The 16,020-nt window shown below is 37.1% G+C and carries 14 protein-coding genes, 2 tRNA genes, 2 rRNA genes and 2 riboswitches; of the genes, 15 read left to right on the top strand and 3 right to left on the bottom strand.

What is annotated here, in order from left to right; translation table 11 throughout:
• The first annotated feature begins 11 nt into the window (after positions 1-11).
• The 7 genes from rrf (at position 12) to tsaD (ending at position 3,089) form a co-directional block, all read left to right on the top strand.
• Positions 12-127: ribosomal RNA gene (rrf, locus tag CO726_RS28920) — 5S ribosomal RNA — on the top strand.
• Between the two features lie 12 nt (positions 128-139).
• Positions 140-216 (top strand) — tRNA-Met (locus CO726_RS28915).
• 3 nt (positions 217-219) lie between these two features.
• Positions 220-295, top strand: a tRNA-Asp gene (locus tag CO726_RS28910).
• A gap of 174 nt (positions 296-469) precedes the next feature.
• Positions 470-943 (top strand): tRNA (adenosine(37)-N6)-threonylcarbamoyltransferase complex ATPase subunit type 1 TsaE, encoded by a 474-nt coding sequence (tsaE, locus tag CO726_RS28905; RefSeq protein ID WP_099686581.1) that lies wholly within the window; start codon positions 470-472, stop codon positions 941-943.
• A complete protein-coding gene (gene tsaB / locus CO726_RS28900; RefSeq protein WP_098760495.1) occupies positions 924-1,616 on the top strand; it encodes a tRNA (adenosine(37)-N6)-threonylcarbamoyltransferase complex dimerization subunit type 1 TsaB in 693 nt (230 codons plus the stop codon). Before tsaE ends, tsaB begins: the two co-directional genes overlap by 20 nt.
• Before the next feature lie 13 nt (positions 1,617-1,629).
• Positions 1,630-2,073, top strand: coding sequence for a ribosomal protein S18-alanine N-acetyltransferase (gene rimI / locus CO726_RS28895; protein ID WP_136699901.1), 444 nt, complete (start codon positions 1,630-1,632; stop codon positions 2,071-2,073).
• Positions 2,073-3,089: a tRNA (adenosine(37)-N6)-threonylcarbamoyltransferase complex transferase subunit TsaD gene (tsaD, locus tag CO726_RS28890; protein WP_098760496.1), complete on the top strand. Its 1,017-nt coding sequence runs from the start codon at positions 2,073-2,075 to the stop codon at positions 3,087-3,089. Before rimI ends, tsaD begins: the two co-directional genes overlap by 1 nt.
• A gap of 481 nt (positions 3,090-3,570) precedes the next feature.
• Here the strand turns inward: tsaD and CO726_RS28885 are convergent, their stop codons facing one another.
• Positions 3,571-5,493 carry an ABC-F family ATP-binding cassette domain-containing protein gene (locus tag CO726_RS28885; RefSeq protein ID WP_220389090.1) on the bottom strand — a complete coding sequence of 641 codons (1,923 nt, stop codon included), beginning with the start codon at positions 5,491-5,493 and terminating at the stop codon, positions 3,571-3,573.
• A 187-nt stretch (positions 5,494-5,680) separates the two neighbouring features.
• Here CO726_RS28885 and CO726_RS28880 point away from each other — a divergent pair, with 187 nt between their 5' ends.
• A complete protein-coding gene (locus tag CO726_RS28880; RefSeq protein WP_099686579.1) occupies positions 5,681-6,310 on the top strand; it encodes a redox-sensing transcriptional repressor Rex in 630 nt (209 codons plus the stop codon).
• 29 nt (positions 6,311-6,339) lie between these two features.
• Here the strand turns inward: CO726_RS28880 and CO726_RS28875 are convergent, their stop codons facing one another.
• The gene (locus CO726_RS28875; RefSeq protein WP_099686578.1) at positions 6,340-6,531 is read right to left on the bottom strand and encodes a YdiK family protein; all 192 of its coding nucleotides are present in this window, start codon (positions 6,529-6,531) and stop codon (positions 6,340-6,342) included.
• Positions 6,528-7,274 carry a CPBP family intramembrane glutamic endopeptidase gene (locus tag CO726_RS28870; RefSeq protein WP_099686577.1) on the bottom strand — a complete coding sequence of 249 codons (747 nt, stop codon included), beginning with the start codon at positions 7,272-7,274 and terminating at the stop codon, positions 6,528-6,530. The genes CO726_RS28875 and CO726_RS28870 overlap by 4 nt, the downstream gene beginning before the upstream one ends.
• A gap of 401 nt (positions 7,275-7,675) precedes the next feature.
• Here CO726_RS28870 and groES point away from each other — a divergent pair, with 401 nt between their 5' ends.
• The 7 genes from groES to CO726_RS28835 form a co-directional block, all read left to right on the top strand.
• The gene (gene groES / locus CO726_RS28865) at positions 7,676-7,960 is read left to right on the top strand and encodes a co-chaperone GroES (RefSeq protein ID WP_000917306.1); all 285 of its coding nucleotides are present in this window, start codon (positions 7,676-7,678) and stop codon (positions 7,958-7,960) included.
• A gap of 38 nt (positions 7,961-7,998) precedes the next feature.
• Entirely contained in the window at positions 7,999-9,633 is a 1,635-nt protein-coding gene (gene groL, locus CO726_RS28860; protein WP_001975554.1) for a chaperonin GroEL, read from the top strand.
• A gap of 139 nt (positions 9,634-9,772) precedes the next feature.
• Positions 9,773-9,874, top strand: a riboswitch (purine riboswitch).
• Positions 9,875-10,038: 164 nt separating this feature from the next.
• Positions 10,039-11,577 (top strand): glutamine-hydrolyzing GMP synthase, encoded by a 1,539-nt coding sequence (gene guaA / locus CO726_RS28855; protein ID WP_136699900.1) that lies wholly within the window; start codon positions 10,039-10,041, stop codon positions 11,575-11,577.
• A 153-nt stretch (positions 11,578-11,730) separates the two neighbouring features.
• Positions 11,731-11,832: riboswitch (purine riboswitch) on the top strand.
• Between the two features lie 128 nt (positions 11,833-11,960).
• On the top strand, positions 11,961-13,286 hold the full coding sequence (locus CO726_RS28850) for an NCS2 family permease (RefSeq protein ID WP_098760503.1): 1,326 nt from the start codon (positions 11,961-11,963) through the stop codon (positions 13,284-13,286).
• Positions 13,287-13,432: 146 nt separating this feature from the next.
• Positions 13,433-14,134, top strand: a complete 702-nt coding sequence (locus tag CO726_RS28845; RefSeq protein ID WP_099686575.1) for a response regulator transcription factor — start codon at positions 13,433-13,435, stop codon at positions 14,132-14,134.
• Entirely contained in the window at positions 14,118-15,623 is a 1,506-nt protein-coding gene (gene ampS, locus CO726_RS28840; protein ID WP_099686574.1) for an aminopeptidase AmpS, read from the top strand. Before CO726_RS28845 ends, ampS begins: the two co-directional genes overlap by 17 nt.
• A gap of 294 nt (positions 15,624-15,917) precedes the next feature.
• Positions 15,918-16,020: ribosomal RNA gene (locus CO726_RS28835) — 16S ribosomal RNA — on the top strand; the annotation flags it as partial.

The following is a 16,020-nucleotide window of genomic DNA, read 5'->3' as shown; positions in this document are numbered from 1 at the left end:
GCCTTCAATAGTTTGGTGATGATGGCAGAGAGGTCACACCCGTTCCCATACCGAACACGGAAGTTAAGCTCTCTAGCGCCGATGGTAGTTGGGACCTTGTCCCTGTGAGAGTAGGACGTCGCCAAGCTATTTATATCATCGCGGGGTGGAGCAGCACGGTAGCTCGTCGGGCTCATAACCCGAAGGTCGCAGGTTCAAATCCTGTCCCCGCAACCAAATGGTCCCGTGGTGTAGTGGTTAACATGCCTGCCTGTCACGCAGGAGATCGCCGGTTCGACCCCGGTCGGGACCGCCATTTTATATAAAGAAAAGAACGAAACATGTTGTTTCGTATTTTTTTATTTGTTTTAACAAAAAACTAATAAAGACAGTCAAACTATCCTTAGGAAAACTCCTAAGGACTTTTTTATATATTCAAAACCTGTATAATAAAGAGCAGAGAACATTGTGAGTAAAGTAGGTGAAGTCTGTGAGTAAATATGAAATAACAACAAAATCATCTGAGGAAACACAAAGATTATCAGAAAAACTAGGTGAACTTGCCCGGGCACAAGATGTAATTATTTTAGAAGGAGATCTAGGGGCTGGTAAGACGACTTTTACAAAAGGACTAGCAAAAGGTCTTGGAGTAAAAAGAGTTGTAAATAGTCCTACCTTTAATATTATTAAAGAATATAAAGGAAGATTACCGCTATATCATATGGACGTGTATCGTTTAGCAGAAAGTGAAGAGGACTTAGGGTTTGATGAGTATTTCTACGGTGAAGGAATTACGGTAGTAGAATGGGCTCATTTAATAGGAGCATATTTACCAAATGAGAAGTTACAAATTAGTTTATTCCATGCGGGAGATGACACAAGAAACATTGTACTCGAGCCAATTGGAGACCGCTATATTAGATTATGTGAGGAGCTATTACAAGATGAAAGTACTAGCAATTGATACTTCAAATTACGTAATGGGCGTATCCCTTATTGAAGAAGGAAACGTAATTGGGGAAATCATTACAAACTTAACAAAAAACCATTCTGTACGTCTTATGCCAGCTGTAGAACAACTGTTAAAAGAATGTGGTGTAAAACCGAAAGAATTAACTAAAATTGTTGTAGCTGCTGGACCTGGATCATATACAGGTGTTCGCATAGGTGTGACAGCTGCCAAAACATTAGCTTGGTCACTTCAAATACCAATTGTAGGTGTATCAAGTTTAGAAGTAGTGGCTGCAAACGGAGCTAATTTTGATGGATTAATTTGTCCTTTATTCGATGGAAGACGTGGACAAATTTATACGGGGTTATATACATATGAAGGAGAGAATTTAACTTCTATAGAAGAAGACCGAATCATCCTTATTGTAGACTGGTTGCAAATGCTAAAAGATAAAGGAAAGCCTGTTTTATTTATTGGTAACGATGTTAAACTACACAAAGAAACGATTATCGAACATTTAGGCGATCAAGCTGTATTTGCTCCTTTCACTAAAAATAACCCAAGACCAAGTGAGTTAGCGTTCTTAGGATTACAAAAAGAAGAACAGGATGTACATTCATTTGTTCCTAGTTATCTTCGTTTAGCTGAAGCTGAAACAAAGTGGTTAGAAAGTCAAAACAAGTAGGAGTTTGCAGAGGATGGATATGATATTTAGAAAGATGGAACTCGATGATATCGCTCAAATTGTAGCTATTGAAGAATCATCTTTTTCAACTCCTTGGACTGCAGATGCCTTTCACCGTGAGTTAACGATGAATGAACATGCACATTATGTTGTGCTAGAAAAAGATGGTCGTGTAATTGGGTATTGTGGATTGTGGATAATTATTGATGAATCACATATAACAAATATAGCTATTTTGCCAGAATACAGAGGTCAAAAGCTAGGAGATGCTTTATTGAAACAAGTTATTTCCGAAGCGAAAGATCTAGGAGTAAAAACGATGACACTTGAAGTACGTGTATCAAATGAAGTAGCAAAACAGTTATACAAAAAATACGGATTTCAAAATGGTGGAATTCGTAAACGATACTATGCAGACAATCAGGAAGATGGTCTCGTAATGTGGGTGAATATATAATGGAAAAAAATACGATTATACTTGGTATTGAAACAAGTTGTGATGAAACAGCAGTAGCGGTTGTTAAAAATGGAACGGAAATTATTGCGAATGTCGTTGCATCACAAATTGAAAGTCATAAACGTTTTGGCGGGGTTGTACCAGAGATTGCATCCCGTCATCATGTAGAAGAAATTACAGTTGTGTTAGAAGAAGCTTTAAAAGAAGCAAATATCACATTTGATGATATTGATGCAATTGCTGTAACAGAAGGACCTGGTTTAGTAGGGGCACTTTTAATTGGGGTAAACGCAGCGAAAGCAGTGGCGTTTGCACATGATATTCCTCTAGTGGGTGTTCATCATATTGCTGGTCACATTTATGCGAACCGTTTAGTAAAAGAAGTTCAATTCCCACTACTATCACTTGTTGTATCTGGTGGGCATACAGAGCTTGTTTATATGAAAGAACATGGTTCATTCGAAGTAATTGGTGAAACAAGAGATGATGCAGCTGGAGAGGCATATGATAAAGTAGCTCGTACGTTATCTATGCCATATCCAGGTGGTCCTCATATTGATCGCCTTGCGCATGAAGGAAAGCCGACAATTGATTTGCCTCGTGCATGGCTAGAACCTGATTCGTATGATTTCAGTTTCAGTGGATTGAAATCAGCAGTTATTAACACTGTGCATAACGCAAAACAACGTGGGATAGAAATTGCACCGGAAGATTTAGCAGCAAGTTTCCAAGAGAGTGTAATTGACGTATTAGTAACGAAAGCATCTCGTGCAGCGGATGCTTATAACGTAAAGCAAGTGCTTCTTGCTGGTGGAGTAGCTGCGAATAAAGGACTTCGTGCACGTTTAGAAGTAGAATTTGCACAAAAAGAAAATGTAGAGCTAATTATTCCTCCTCTATCTTTATGCACAGATAATGCAGCAATGATTGCAGCAGCAGGTACAATTGCATATGAACAAGGAAAACGTGCTACATTAGCTTTAAATGCAAATCCAGGATTAGATATTGAAGCATAGTTATGCACAAAATTAACCACAGCTTGTGGATAAAACCCATATTATCTGTTGATAATATGGGTTTTATTGTGTATATAAAATGTTGATAACTTTTTAGTTCTCTGTGGATAATGTGGAAAAGTTATTTTAATGTTTATTTTATAAAGGTGGATATGTGTATAAAGTTGTGGATAAAACCAATGATGTCTGACCTTTGCATATATCCTTTTTCGGGAAATAAAAATTAAGAAGGTATTTCTAAAAAACATTTTGAAATATGATCTTATTATAGGGGGGTGCTAATATTGTCAAACTTTGTCGGGAAATCGGTATTTCGTATCGAATCGTTGATATATAGGGCTACAATAGATATATTTGAAAAAGCGTTGTTATATTCTAAGTTACGATTGATATATTCAAAAAATTATTTATGTACTAAAAGAAAAAAGATGTCGCATAGTCAAAAATCCCGACTGATGAGACATCCTTCTTATTCATACTCTTATAAATGTAATTCTTCCCATTCTGCCATACAAGCATCAAGTTGCTCTTGTAGTGTTTGCTTTTTCGTTGTAATTTCACTAGCCTTTTCATAATCTGCATATATTTCTGGTAAGCAAAGTTGATCTTCTAATGTAGCAATTTCTTCTTCAAATTCTACAATGTTTTGTTCTAGTTCCTTAATTTTTCGAGTACGTTGACGCTCTAACTTTTTGCGCTCTTTTTCTTCGAGATAATTTAATTTTTCTTGTGCAACTGTCTTTTGAACGGGTGTTTCATCTTCTTGCTCTAATTCCGCACGTTCGATCATCTCATTTTTCTTTTCAACGTAGTAATCGTAATCCCCTAAATACTCCTGTGCACCTTCTGTTGATAACTCAACAACGGTCGTCGTTACCCGATTAATAAAGTAGCGGTCATGTGAGACAAATAGAAGAGTACCTGGATAATCAATTAAAGCATTCTCTAAGATTTCTTTACTATTTAAATCAAGATGGTTCGTAGGCTCATCGAGAATTAATAAATTTGATTTTTGCATCATAAGTTTTGCAAGAGCTAACCGAGCCTTTTGTCCACCACTAAGAGAAGATACTGGCTTTAGTACATCATCTCCTGTGAATAAGAAGTTACCTAGTATCGTGCGAATTTCTTTTTCAGGCTGCAATGGATATTCATCCCATAACTCATTTAAAACTCGCTTAGACGATGTTAAGTTAGCTTGTTCTTGATCATAATAACCAACAGATACATTGGATCCGAAAGAAACGTCACCATTTAATAATGGTAACTTATTCACAATGGATTTTAACAATGTGGATTTCCCAATTCCGTTTGGACCAACTAAAGCAACGCTATCCCCGCGAGTTAAGCGCATAGTTACATGTTCAATAATCGGATTCTCGTCATAGCCGATAGTTGCATCCTTTACTTGTAAAACATCATTTCCACTTTGTTTTTCAATATCGAAGTGGAAGGAAGCTGACTTAGAATCCCCTAATGGTCTTGTTAATAATTCCATTCGGTCTAATTGTTTACGACGGCTTTGTGCACGTTTTGTCGTAGATGCACGAGCTATATTTTTTTGAACGAAGTCCTCAAGCTTAGCGATTTCATCTTGTTGTTTTTCATAACGTTTCATTTCTTGCTCGTATAGTGCTGATTTTAAATCTAAATATTTACTGTAGTTACCAACAAATCGTCTGCTTTCTTTATTCGAAATTTCATATACTTGTGTAACGAGTTTATCTAAGAAATAACGGTCATGGGAAACGATTAGTATTGCACCAGGATAGCCTTGTAAATATTGTTCAAGCCATGTTAATGTTTCGATGTCTAAATGGTTTGTAGGCTCGTCCAAAATAAGTAAGTCTGGTTTCGTTAATAATAATTTACCGAGAGCTAATCGTGTTTTTTGTCCACCGCTTAATGTAGAAATCGTCGTCTGGTGGGTTTCAACTGGGAAGCCAAGGCCGCTTAAAATAGAACGGATATCTGCTTCATATTGGTAGCCACCTTGATCTTTATAATCTAATTGTAATTGGTCGTAATCAGCTAATAATCTTTCATATGTAGCCTCGTTTGAAAAGTTTTCTTCTTTTCCCATCTCTTGCTCTAGCCTTCGAAGTTTTGTCTCCATTTGCTGCAAGTGCGTAAAGACGGTTAACATTTCATCCCAAATTGTTAAAGACGTTTCTAACCCGGTATTTTGAGCTAAATATCCGATTGAGACATCTTTCGGTTTTATAATTTCGCCACCATCATGAGATAACTCACCAGCTATTATTTTTAATAATGTAGACTTTCCAGCCCCATTTCGTCCGACTAATGCGATACGATCTTTCGTTTGAACTTCCAATTTTATGTTTGCAAGAATCGTTTCTGCACCGTATAATTTCGAAAGCCCGTTTACTTGTAATAAAATCAATGTTTTCACCTCAAATAATTTCTTAACTTTGCCATGTTTATATTTCTCAATCATACTAAAAATAGTGTATAGTTTAAAATACAGAGAGAATACTTCTTCTTTCTATTATACAAGGAATTTAATAAGTGCTAAACTTCTGTATTTGATTAAAGCATATGAATAAAGATAGGAAGAGAGGAGAGGCTATATGGAGCAGCAGAAAATTCCACAAGCCACTGCTAAGAGATTGCCTCTATACTATCGATTTATCCAAAACTTATCTCTATCTGGTAAGCAACGTGTTTCATCGGCCGAACTAAGTGAAGCGGTAAAGGTTGATTCCGCAACGATTCGAAGAGATTTCTCATACTTTGGAGCGTTAGGAAAAAAAGGATATGGATATAACGTAAACTACTTATTATCATTTTTCCGTGAAACACTCGACCAAGATGATATAACACGTGTAGCGCTTATTGGAGTAGGTAATTTAGGGACCGCTTTCTTACATTATAATTTCACGAAAAACAATAATACAAAAATTGAAATGGCGTTTGATGTTAGTGAAGAGAAAGTTGGAACAGAAATCGGAGGCATTCCTGTATATCACTTAGATGAATTAGAAGAACGTTTATCAACTGATATACAAGTGGCAATATTAACAGTACCGGCTACAGTAGCACAAGCTGTAGCAGATAGATTGGCAGAAACGAGTGTGCATGGTATTTTAAATTTCACACCAGCACGCTTAAATGTATCAGACAATATACGAATTCATCATATTGATTTAGCAGTAGAGTTACAAACACTTGTTTACTTTTTGAAGAATTATCCACAATAAAACGCAGAGGAAGCGACCTCTGCGTTTTATTATTGTTTTTTCTTTGTGAATTTAACTAAGATAAGGCGAAGTGCCAAATTAAAATCAATTGTTGCCATAACTGCAAATAATATTGTCCGCATATTCCAGATTGTATCTGTTACATTCGTAATGGCTAAGCGTGTAAAGATACATCCTAGAAGGAAGTACAAAGCAGCCATGAACAATGGCGAGTTTCTCATAAAAATCCTCCGATAAAGCCTTGCATTTTTTCAGCTTCTTTAATCATTTCTTGAATTTGTTCATTACTTACTACAATTTGAGAGACTGCAACTAATGTATTCATTGTTACATGAGCTGCAATTGGAACGATAATGCGCTTCGTTTGTACATATAAAAAGGCGAATACGAGCCCCATAGCAGTGTATACCAATAAGTGAGTAAAATCAAAATGAATCGCCGCAAATACAAGGGAACTAATGATAGCGGCAATAAAGAAGTTAAATCTCTTATAAAGTGTACCGAATAAAATTTTTCTAAATACAATTTCTTCTAAGATAGGTCCGATTATAGATACAACAATAAGGAACCAAGGGGTAGTTCGTGCAATTTCCATTAGCTTCATTGTATTTTCCGAACCTTGCTTAATTCCTAGTAGACGCATTTCGATCATACCAGCGATTATTTGTGAAGCGAAAGCTAAGAGAATACCGATTAGAATCCATCCAACTGTAGCTGGGATAGTAACACGCATTTTATCTAAATGTCTGTCGCGAATATCTGTTCTAAGTAACCAAAGTACGATACATAATGCAATAAAGAAGCTAATGATTGCCCAGTGACCAGTTATGAGTTGAAATTTCTCTTCCCTAGTGAATCCCCTGTTATCATAAAGTCCAGTTTTCAGGAGAAGTGGTAATCCAGCAATTGATGATAACTGCATTAAAATGTATGTAACGATAACCCACCAATATTGTTTTTTCAAATGGTTTAACCATCCTTTCTAACTCTAGTGTATGAGATAAGGTAGGATAACATGTAAATATGCTACCTACGATATAAACCTTACTTACATTATGTTTTTTTCGTAAATCCTTATTTGAAATTATAATAGAAGACAGGAGAAAGTTGTGTGTGTAGCGAAAACAACTTAGGGTGTCCTTTCATATTGTAACATACGAGTAGTGGAAACAACGATTCATATAGTAAAGGTGGAAGAAGAGGGACTCTATATAGAAAAGTTTATAGCGTAATTTGCGAAAAAATTATGATTTTTTTACTTGCAAAAGAAATTGAGATTATTTATTATTATAAGTGTGTTAGCACTCGGATGACTCGAGTGCTAATAAATAAAATTTACATAACAAAATGAGGAGGTTATTGTTCATGCTAAAGCCATTAGGTGATCGCGTTGTAATTGAGCTTGTTCAAGCGGAAGAAAAAACAGCAAGTGGTATTGTATTACCAGACACTGCAAAAGAAAAACCACAAGAGGGTAAAGTTATTGCAGTAGGTACTGGTCGAGTGCTTGAAAATGGTGAGCGTGTTGCTTTAGAGGTAGCAGCAGGTGATCTTATCATCTTCTCAAAATATGCAGGTACTGAAGTGAAATATGAAGGTACAGACTACTTGATTTTACGTGAAAGTGACATTTTAGCAGTTATCGGTTAATTATATAAATCTTAAAAAATCCAAGGGGGTCAATTATTATGGCAAAAGATATTAAATTTAGTGAAGAAGCACGTCGTTCGATGCTTCGCGGTGTCGACACTCTTGCAAACGCAGTAAAAGTAACGCTTGGACCAAAAGGTCGTAACGTTGTACTTGAGAAAAAATTCGGTTCACCACTTATTACAAATGATGGTGTAACAATCGCAAAAGAAATCGAATTAGAAGATGCATTCGAAAACATGGGTGCGAAATTAGTAGCAGAAGTTGCTAGCAAAACAAATGATGTAGCTGGTGACGGAACAACAACTGCAACTGTATTAGCGCAAGCTATGATTCGTGAAGGCCTTAAAAATGTAACAGCTGGTGCGAACCCAATGGGTCTTCGTAAAGGTATCGAAAAAGCTGTTACTGCTGCAATTGAAGAATTAAAAACGATTTCTAAACCAATCGAAGGTAAATCTTCTATCGCACAAGTAGCTGCTATTTCTGCGGCTGACGAAGAAGTAGGTCAATTAATCGCTGAAGCAATGGAGCGCGTTGGTAACGACGGCGTTATTACTTTAGAAGAATCTAAAGGATTCACAACAGAATTAGACGTAGTAGAAGGTATGCAATTTGATCGTGGATATGCATCTCCTTACATGATTACTGATTCTGACAAAATGGAAGCAGTTCTTGATAACCCATACATCTTAATCACTGACAAAAAGATTTCTAACATTCAAGAAATCTTACCAGTATTAGAGCAAGTGGTACAACAAGGTAAACCACTTCTTATCATTGCTGAAGATGTAGAAGGTGAAGCATTAGCTACATTAGTAGTGAACAAACTTCGTGGTACATTCAATGTAGTAGCTGTTAAAGCTCCTGGATTTGGTGACCGTCGTAAAGCAATGCTAGAAGATATCGCAATCTTAACTGGTGGCGAAGTAATTACTGAAGAACTAGGTCGTGACTTAAAATCTGCTACAGTTGAATCTTTAGGACGCGCTGGTAAAGTTGTTGTAACGAAAGAAAACACAACTGTAGTTGAAGGTATCGGAAATACACAACAAATCGAAGCTCGCATCGGTCAAATCCGTGCGCAATTAGAAGAAACAACTTCTGAATTCGATCGTGAAAAATTACAAGAGCGTCTTGCAAAACTTGCAGGTGGCGTAGCGGTAATTAAAGTAGGTGCAGCAACTGAAACTGAGTTAAAAGAGCGCAAACTTCGCATTGAAGATGCACTTAACTCAACTCGTGCAGCAGTAGAAGAAGGTATCGTTGCAGGTGGTGGTACTTCACTTATGAACGTATACACGAAAGTTGCTTCTATCGTAGCTGAAGGCGACGAAGCTACAGGTATCAACATCGTACTTCGCGCACTAGAAGAGCCAGTTCGTCAAATTGCAATCAACGCTGGTCTAGAAGGATCTGTAGTTGTAGAGCGTCTAAAAGGCGAAAAAGTAGGCGTTGGTTTCAACGCAGCTACTGGCGAGTGGGTTAACATGCTTGAAACTGGTATCGTAGATCCAGCTAAAGTAACTCGCTCTGCACTTCAAAACGCAGCATCTGTTGCAGCTATGTTCTTAACAACTGAAGCTGTAGTAGCTGACAAACCAGAACCAAATGCACCAGCAATGCCTGACATGGGCGGCATGGGCATGGGCGGTATGGGCGGAATGATGTAATTCCGTTTGCTCGAAAAACATCCATTTCTATATAGAAATGGATGTTTTTTTATGTTTTTTAGAAAAGGAAATGAATTTCTGTAGAATTTTGTCGCTTTCTCTCTTGACCATACCGATACTTCATTGTTAGAATCTAGGAAGATAATATAAAACGATCCTTCATATATCCTCAAAGATAAGGTTTGAGAGTCTCTACCGGGTTACCGTAAACAACCTGACTATGAAGGCAGTGTGTCTTATATTTATAAAGAGCGAAGACTATCTTTCTTTATAAAGCCAGACCCCTGCCTTTTCTTTGTTATGAGACTAGAGGCGGAGGACTGGCTTTTTTTATTATATTGGTAATGCTTTTCGCCAAATTGGTGAAAATATTTATATACGAGAACTAACGTTGGGGTGATTATTTTGAAGAAGCAACACGATACAATTATCGTTTTAGATTTTGGAAGTCAATACAATCAGTTAATAGCACGTCGAATTCGTGAGTTCGGTGTATACAGTGAGCTTCATCCACATACAATTACTGCAGAAGAAATTAAAGCAATGAATCCAAAAGGGATTATCTTCTCTGGTGGACCAAATAGTGTATACGGTGAAGGTGCATTACATTGTGATGAAAAAATCTTTGACCTAGGATTACCGATTTTCGGTATTTGTTACGGTATGCAGCTTATGACGCAACAATTTGGTGGTAAAGTAGAGCGTGCAAATCACCGTGAGTACGGAAAAGCTGTTCTTAAAGTAGAGAACGAATCAAAATTATATGCGAACCTTCCAGAAGAGCAAGTTGTATGGATGAGCCATGGCGATTTAGTAACTGGTTTACCTGAAGGATTCGTAGTAGATGCAACAAGTGAGTCTTGTCCAATTGCTGGTATGAGTAATGAAGAGAAAAACTTATACGGTGTACAATTCCACCCAGAAGTACGTCACTCTGAGCACGGTAACGATTTAATTAAAAACTTCGTATTCGGCGTATGTGGCTGTTCTGAAGGATGGAATATGGAGAACTTTATTGAAGTAGAATTAGAGAAAATCCGTGAAACTGTTGGAGACAAAAAAGTACTATGTGCACTTAGTGGCGGTGTAGACTCTTCTGTTGTAGCAGTATTAATTCATAAAGCAATCGGCGATCAGTTAACATGTATTTTCGTTGACCACGGTTTACTTCGTAAAGGCGAAGCAGAAGGCGTTATGAAAACATTTAGCGAAGGCTTCCACATGAACGTTATTAAAGTGGATGCAAAAGAACGCTTCATGAACAAGTTAAAAGGTGTAGAAGATCCAGAACAAAAACGTAAAATCATCGGTAATGAATTTATTTACGTATTTGATGATGAAGCTTCTAAATTACAAGGCATGGATTTCTTAGCACAAGGTACACTTTACACAGACATCGTTGAAAGTGGTACAGCAACTGCACAAACAATTAAATCTCACCATAACGTTGGTGGACTTCCAGAAGACATGCAGTTCAAATTAATTGAGCCTTTAAACACGTTATTTAAAGATGAAGTACGTGTATTAGGATCAGAACTAGGAATTCCTGATGAAATTGTATGGCGTCAACCATTCCCGGGCCCTGGTCTTGGTATTCGTGTATTAGGTGAAATCACAGAAGAGAAATTAGAAATCGTTCGTGAATCTGATGCGATTTTACGTGAAGAAATTATTAAAGCGGGATTAGACCGCGAAATCTGGCAATACTTCACTGCGCTTCCTGGTATGCGTAGCGTAGGTGTTATGGGTGATGAGCGTACTTACGATTACACAGTAGGTATCCGTGCGGTAACATCTATCGACGGTATGACAGCTGACTGGGCACGTATCCCTTGGGATGTATTAGAGAAAATCTCTGTACGTATCGTAAACGAAGTAAAACACGTTAACCGTATCGTGTATGATGTAACGAGTAAGCCACCAGCAACTATTGAGTGGGAATAGTATTATAAAAAAAGATCCATCTATCGTTTATGTATAGATGGATCTTTTTGCTTTTATCGTTAATACGAACGAAAATGCGAAAGTTTATAAAAATGTTCGTTTTTAAATTGACAAAATCACCTCCTCGAGTTAATATGAGTATGTAATTCAAACGAAAAGTGAATATTATGCCGTCGTATAATATCGGGGATATGGCCCGAAAGTTTCTACCTAGCTACCGTAAATGGCTTGACTACGAGGCGTTTTTATAAAGGTGAGGGGAATCTTGTCTTTATTTATAGAACGCTTCCATGTATATGCAATGGAAGCCTTTTTTATTTTTAATAGATAAAAGAGGGCTAGGGAGATTACGGCGAGTAATCATATAACGGGGGAAACGTAAGATGAAACGCTATTTTCAGTTTGATGAACTCGGCACAAATTATAAGACTGAGTTCATAGCAGGGTTAACGACATTTCTATCTATGGCTTACGTACTATTTGTCAATCCTGCTACGCTGTCACTTGGAAATGTTAAAGGGTTACCGGCAGGTACAGGAATGGATCCAGGTGCAGTATTCGTTGCTACAGCATTAGCAGCAGCGATTGGTTCATTAATTATGGGTATTTTTGCGAAGTATCCAATTGCTTTGGCACCGGGGATGGGAATTAACGCGTTCTTTGCTTATACGGCAGTGTTAACGATGGGGATTCCGTGGCAGACAGCAATTGCTGGAACGTTAATGTCAGGTATTATCTTTATTATTCTTACAGCTTCAGGTATTCGTGAAAAAATCATTAATGCAATTCCACCAGAGTTAAAGTTTGCAGTAGCGGCAGGTATCGGATTATTCATTGCTTTTCTTGGATTCCAAAATGCCGGAATTATCGTGAAAAATGATGCTGTTCTTGTTGGGTTGGGGGACTTAACAAAGGGCACAACGTTACTAGCAATCTTCGGGGTTGTTACTACGATCATCTTCATGATTAAGAAAATTAATGGTGCAGTATTTTACGGTATGATTCTTACAGCAATCTTAGGAGTAGCAACAGGATTAATTGATACTCCGAAAGCTGTAGTGGGAGCAATACCGAGTCTAGAACCAACGTTCGGTGCTGCGTTAACGCACTTCGGAGATATTTTCACAGTTCAAATGGGGATTGTTATTATAACGTTCTTCTTTATCGATTTCTTTGATACAGCGGGTACACTTGTAGCGGTTGCGAATCAAGCAGGATTAATGAAGAACAATAAATTACCACGTGCAGGGAAAGCATTATTTGCAGATGCGATTGCAACTGTAATTGGTGCAATCTTAGGTACATCAACAACAACGTCTTATATTGAATCTTCTGCAGGGGTAGCAGCGGGAGGACGTTCAGGATTTACAGCAGTTGTAACAGCAGGATTCTTCTTACTGGCACTATTCTTCTCGCCATTATTAAGTGTTGTAACGCCAGCTGTAACGGCACCAGCCTTGATTATTGTAGGAATCTTAATGGTTTCATCTTTAGGAGAAATTGATTGGAAGAAATTCGAGATTGCAGTACCGGCATTCTTTACTATCATTTCAATGCCGCTTACGTATAGTATCGCAACAGGAATTGCAATCGGGTTTATCTTTTATCCAATTACAATGGTAGTAAGTGGTCGTCGTAAAGAGATTCATCCAATTATGTATGTTATGGGAGTTTTATTCGTACTATATTTCATCTACGTTCGTAAATAAAAGGGGTTTTTTGAAAGGTCTAGACTTAAGGGGAGTCTAGACCTTTTTTTGCGTCTTCAGAAAATCTTAAGGATTTCGGAGCGTTTTTCTTCAGAAGTTTTTCTATAATAGAAGTTAGGGATTAAAAAAGTAATGGGGGAGATATTGTGGCAAACGAAACAATACTTGTGGTAGATGATGAAAAAGAAATTAGGAATCTTATTACAATCTATTTAAAGAATGAAGGATATAAAGTATTGCAAGCAGGGGACGGAGAAGAAGGATTACGTTTACTGGAAGAAAATGAAGTACATCTAGTCGTATTAGATATTATGATGCCGAAAGTAGATGGTATTCATATGTGTATGAAAGTAAGAGAATCGAAAGAAATGCCAATTATTATGCTTTCTGCGAAAACGCAAGATATGGATAAAATTTTAGGATTAACAACGGGTGCTGACGATTATGTAACGAAGCCGTTTAATCCTTTAGAGTTAATCGCAAGAATTAAATCTCAGTTACGCCGTTATATGAAAATGAATGGTTTCGCTATACAAAATGAGGACGAGCTAGAAATTGGAGAAATGAAAATTAACATTTCGACCCACAAAGTTATTGTGGATGGAGAAGAAGTGAAACTGACCCCGAGGGAATTTTCCATTTTAGAATTGCTAGCTCGTAATCCGGGTATGGTCTTTAGTGCGGAACAAATTTATGAAAAGGTTTGGAACGAACGATCTTTCCAGTCGGATAACACGGTAATGGTTCATATTCGGAAAGTACGTGAAAAGATTGAGGAGAATCCAAGGAAACCTAGATATATAAAAACAGTATGGGGAGTGGGGTATAAGATTGAAAAAGATATTTAATCCGTTTACTTATATAAGGAAAACAAGAGAGTTAATTGAGAAATTAGTAAAGAGCGTACGGAAGAGTATAAGAATTCAATTGATTACTACTTTTGCTGCTTGTGCGTTATTAGGAGTTTTGTCAGCAAAGGCAGCTGCGCCATTTTTTGAGAATGCGAATCGTCAAGCGACTATCGATTATCGGGCTGGTATGGAACGAATTAATCACCAAGCTCAAGGAGCGGCAAATAGTTCGGTTCATGAAAATAAATTAGAAGCTATATCCGATATGATCGAAATGGAGAATCAAAATTTAGAGCGAGGATCTAGAGCTTTAAAAATATTGGTTACTGATGAAAGTGGTAAAGTTTTATATAAAACGAAGCAGGCGCAAGAAGAGCAAATCGACTTGCATAATACGATTCGTAATGCAGCATCATTTGCAATTAACTATTCAAATGGTCGAGATGTATTTGAAAATACGAGAAAAGAATTTATAGCTTTTTCACCTATTACAATAGAAGATAAGAATTTATATATGTTCGTTAGTGGAATACCAGATGGTGTGGTAATGTATGATACGCAAGAAGGACCGTTTCCATTTTTAATTGGTGTACTCGTATTCATTTTCTCTTTCTTCTATATAACAAAGAGAAAGATGAAGCAAATTGAAGCGATGGCAGAAGGTGTAAAGGAAATAGAAAAAGGAAACTTAGCGCACCGTATTGAGAAGAAAGGTGAAGATGAGATTGCGTCTTTAACTGAGAATATTAATAATATGGCGGAAGAGCTTATGAATAATATAGAAAAGGAACGTAGATTAGAGAAGCAAAAGAACGAGCTTATTACGAATGTATCTCACGATTTACGTACACCACTGACTTCTATTATGGGTTACTTGCGATTACTTCGAGATTCTAAATATGAAAATAAAGAACAACATGATGAATATACGAGAATTGCTTTTGCAAAGTCGGAGCAGTTAAAGAATTTAATAGAAGATTTATTTGAGTATACGAAGTTAACAAATGAGCAAGTTGTGTTGGAAAAACAAGAGGTTTGTATAAATGAGTTATTGGAGCAATTAATAGAAGAGTTAGTACCGCAGGCGGAAGAGCATGGACTTACGTTTGTTAAGAAGTTTCTTGAGGAACGTACCTATGCAGCGATTGATTCGGAAAAGATGGTCCGTGTATTTGATAATCTATTAATGAACGCGATTAAGTATAGTAAAGATGATGGGGAGATAAAAGTTTCTCTGCAAAGGCAGCGCCGGGATATACAAATTGTAATTGCGAATCATAGTGAAGAGTTTACGAGAGAAGAGTTAGCGAGTTTGTTTGAACGCTTTTATAAGAAAGATCAATCTAGAACTAGAGTAACAGAAGGATCGGGTCTTGGATTGGCCATTGCGAAAAGTATTGTTGAATTACAAGGTGGTAGTATTCGAGCTGAATATGAGGATGGTATTATTCAGTTTATTGTCTCGTTACCAATTATAGAAAGATAATAAATGAATAGAATGATATATGATAAAAAGGCTTATTTTAAAAGAAATAAGTCTTTTTATATTTTTTTAGAAAAACATGTTGACGATTAGAGATTAGAGGTGTAATATAGAACAAGTCGCCGATGACAATAACGTCGAAAGCGGCAAACGAAATAAAAAACTTAGTTGACATTAACTAACGAAGATGTTAACATAAGGAAGTCGCAAGTGAGCGACCAAGTAGTTCTTTGAAAACTGAACGAAACAAACAACGTGAAACGTCAATTTTTATTTTAGATGCTAGACAAACTAACTTTATTGGAGAGTTTGATCCTGGCTCAGGATGAACGCTGGCGGCGTGCCTAATACATGCAAGTCGAGCGAATGGATTAAGAGCTTGCTCTTATGAAGTTAGCGG

This window comes from Bacillus fungorum, assembly GCF_002746455.1.
GTDB lineage: Bacteria > Bacillota > Bacilli > Bacillales > Bacillaceae_G > Bacillus_A > Bacillus_A fungorum.
Note: the sequence above shows the minus strand (reverse complement) of the source record. Positions and strands in the feature narration are given on the sequence as shown.

What these genes read in the sequence shown, in the direction of transcription:
- CO726_RS28875 (WP_099686578.1), bottom strand. Translation starts at nt 6,531, where the DNA reads ATGAGAAACTCGCCATTGTTCATGGCTGCTTTGTACTTCCTTCTAGGA.
- CO726_RS28850 (WP_098760503.1), top strand. Translation starts at nt 11,961, where the DNA reads ATGAAACGCTATTTTCAGTTTGATGAACTCGGCACAAATTATAAGACT.
- tsaD (WP_098760496.1), top strand. Translation starts at nt 2,073, where the DNA reads ATGGAAAAAAATACGATTATACTTGGTATTGAAACAAGTTGTGATGAA.
- groL (WP_001975554.1), top strand. Translation starts at nt 7,999, where the DNA reads ATGGCAAAAGATATTAAATTTAGTGAAGAAGCACGTCGTTCGATGCTT.
- groES (WP_000917306.1), top strand. Translation starts at nt 7,676, where the DNA reads ATGCTAAAGCCATTAGGTGATCGCGTTGTAATTGAGCTTGTTCAAGCG.
- tsaB (WP_098760495.1), top strand. Translation starts at nt 924, where the DNA reads ATGAAAGTACTAGCAATTGATACTTCAAATTACGTAATGGGCGTATCC.
- CO726_RS28880 (WP_099686579.1), top strand. Translation starts at nt 5,681, where the DNA reads ATGGAGCAGCAGAAAATTCCACAAGCCACTGCTAAGAGATTGCCTCTA.
- rimI (WP_136699901.1), top strand. Translation starts at nt 1,630, where the DNA reads ATGGATATGATATTTAGAAAGATGGAACTCGATGATATCGCTCAAATT.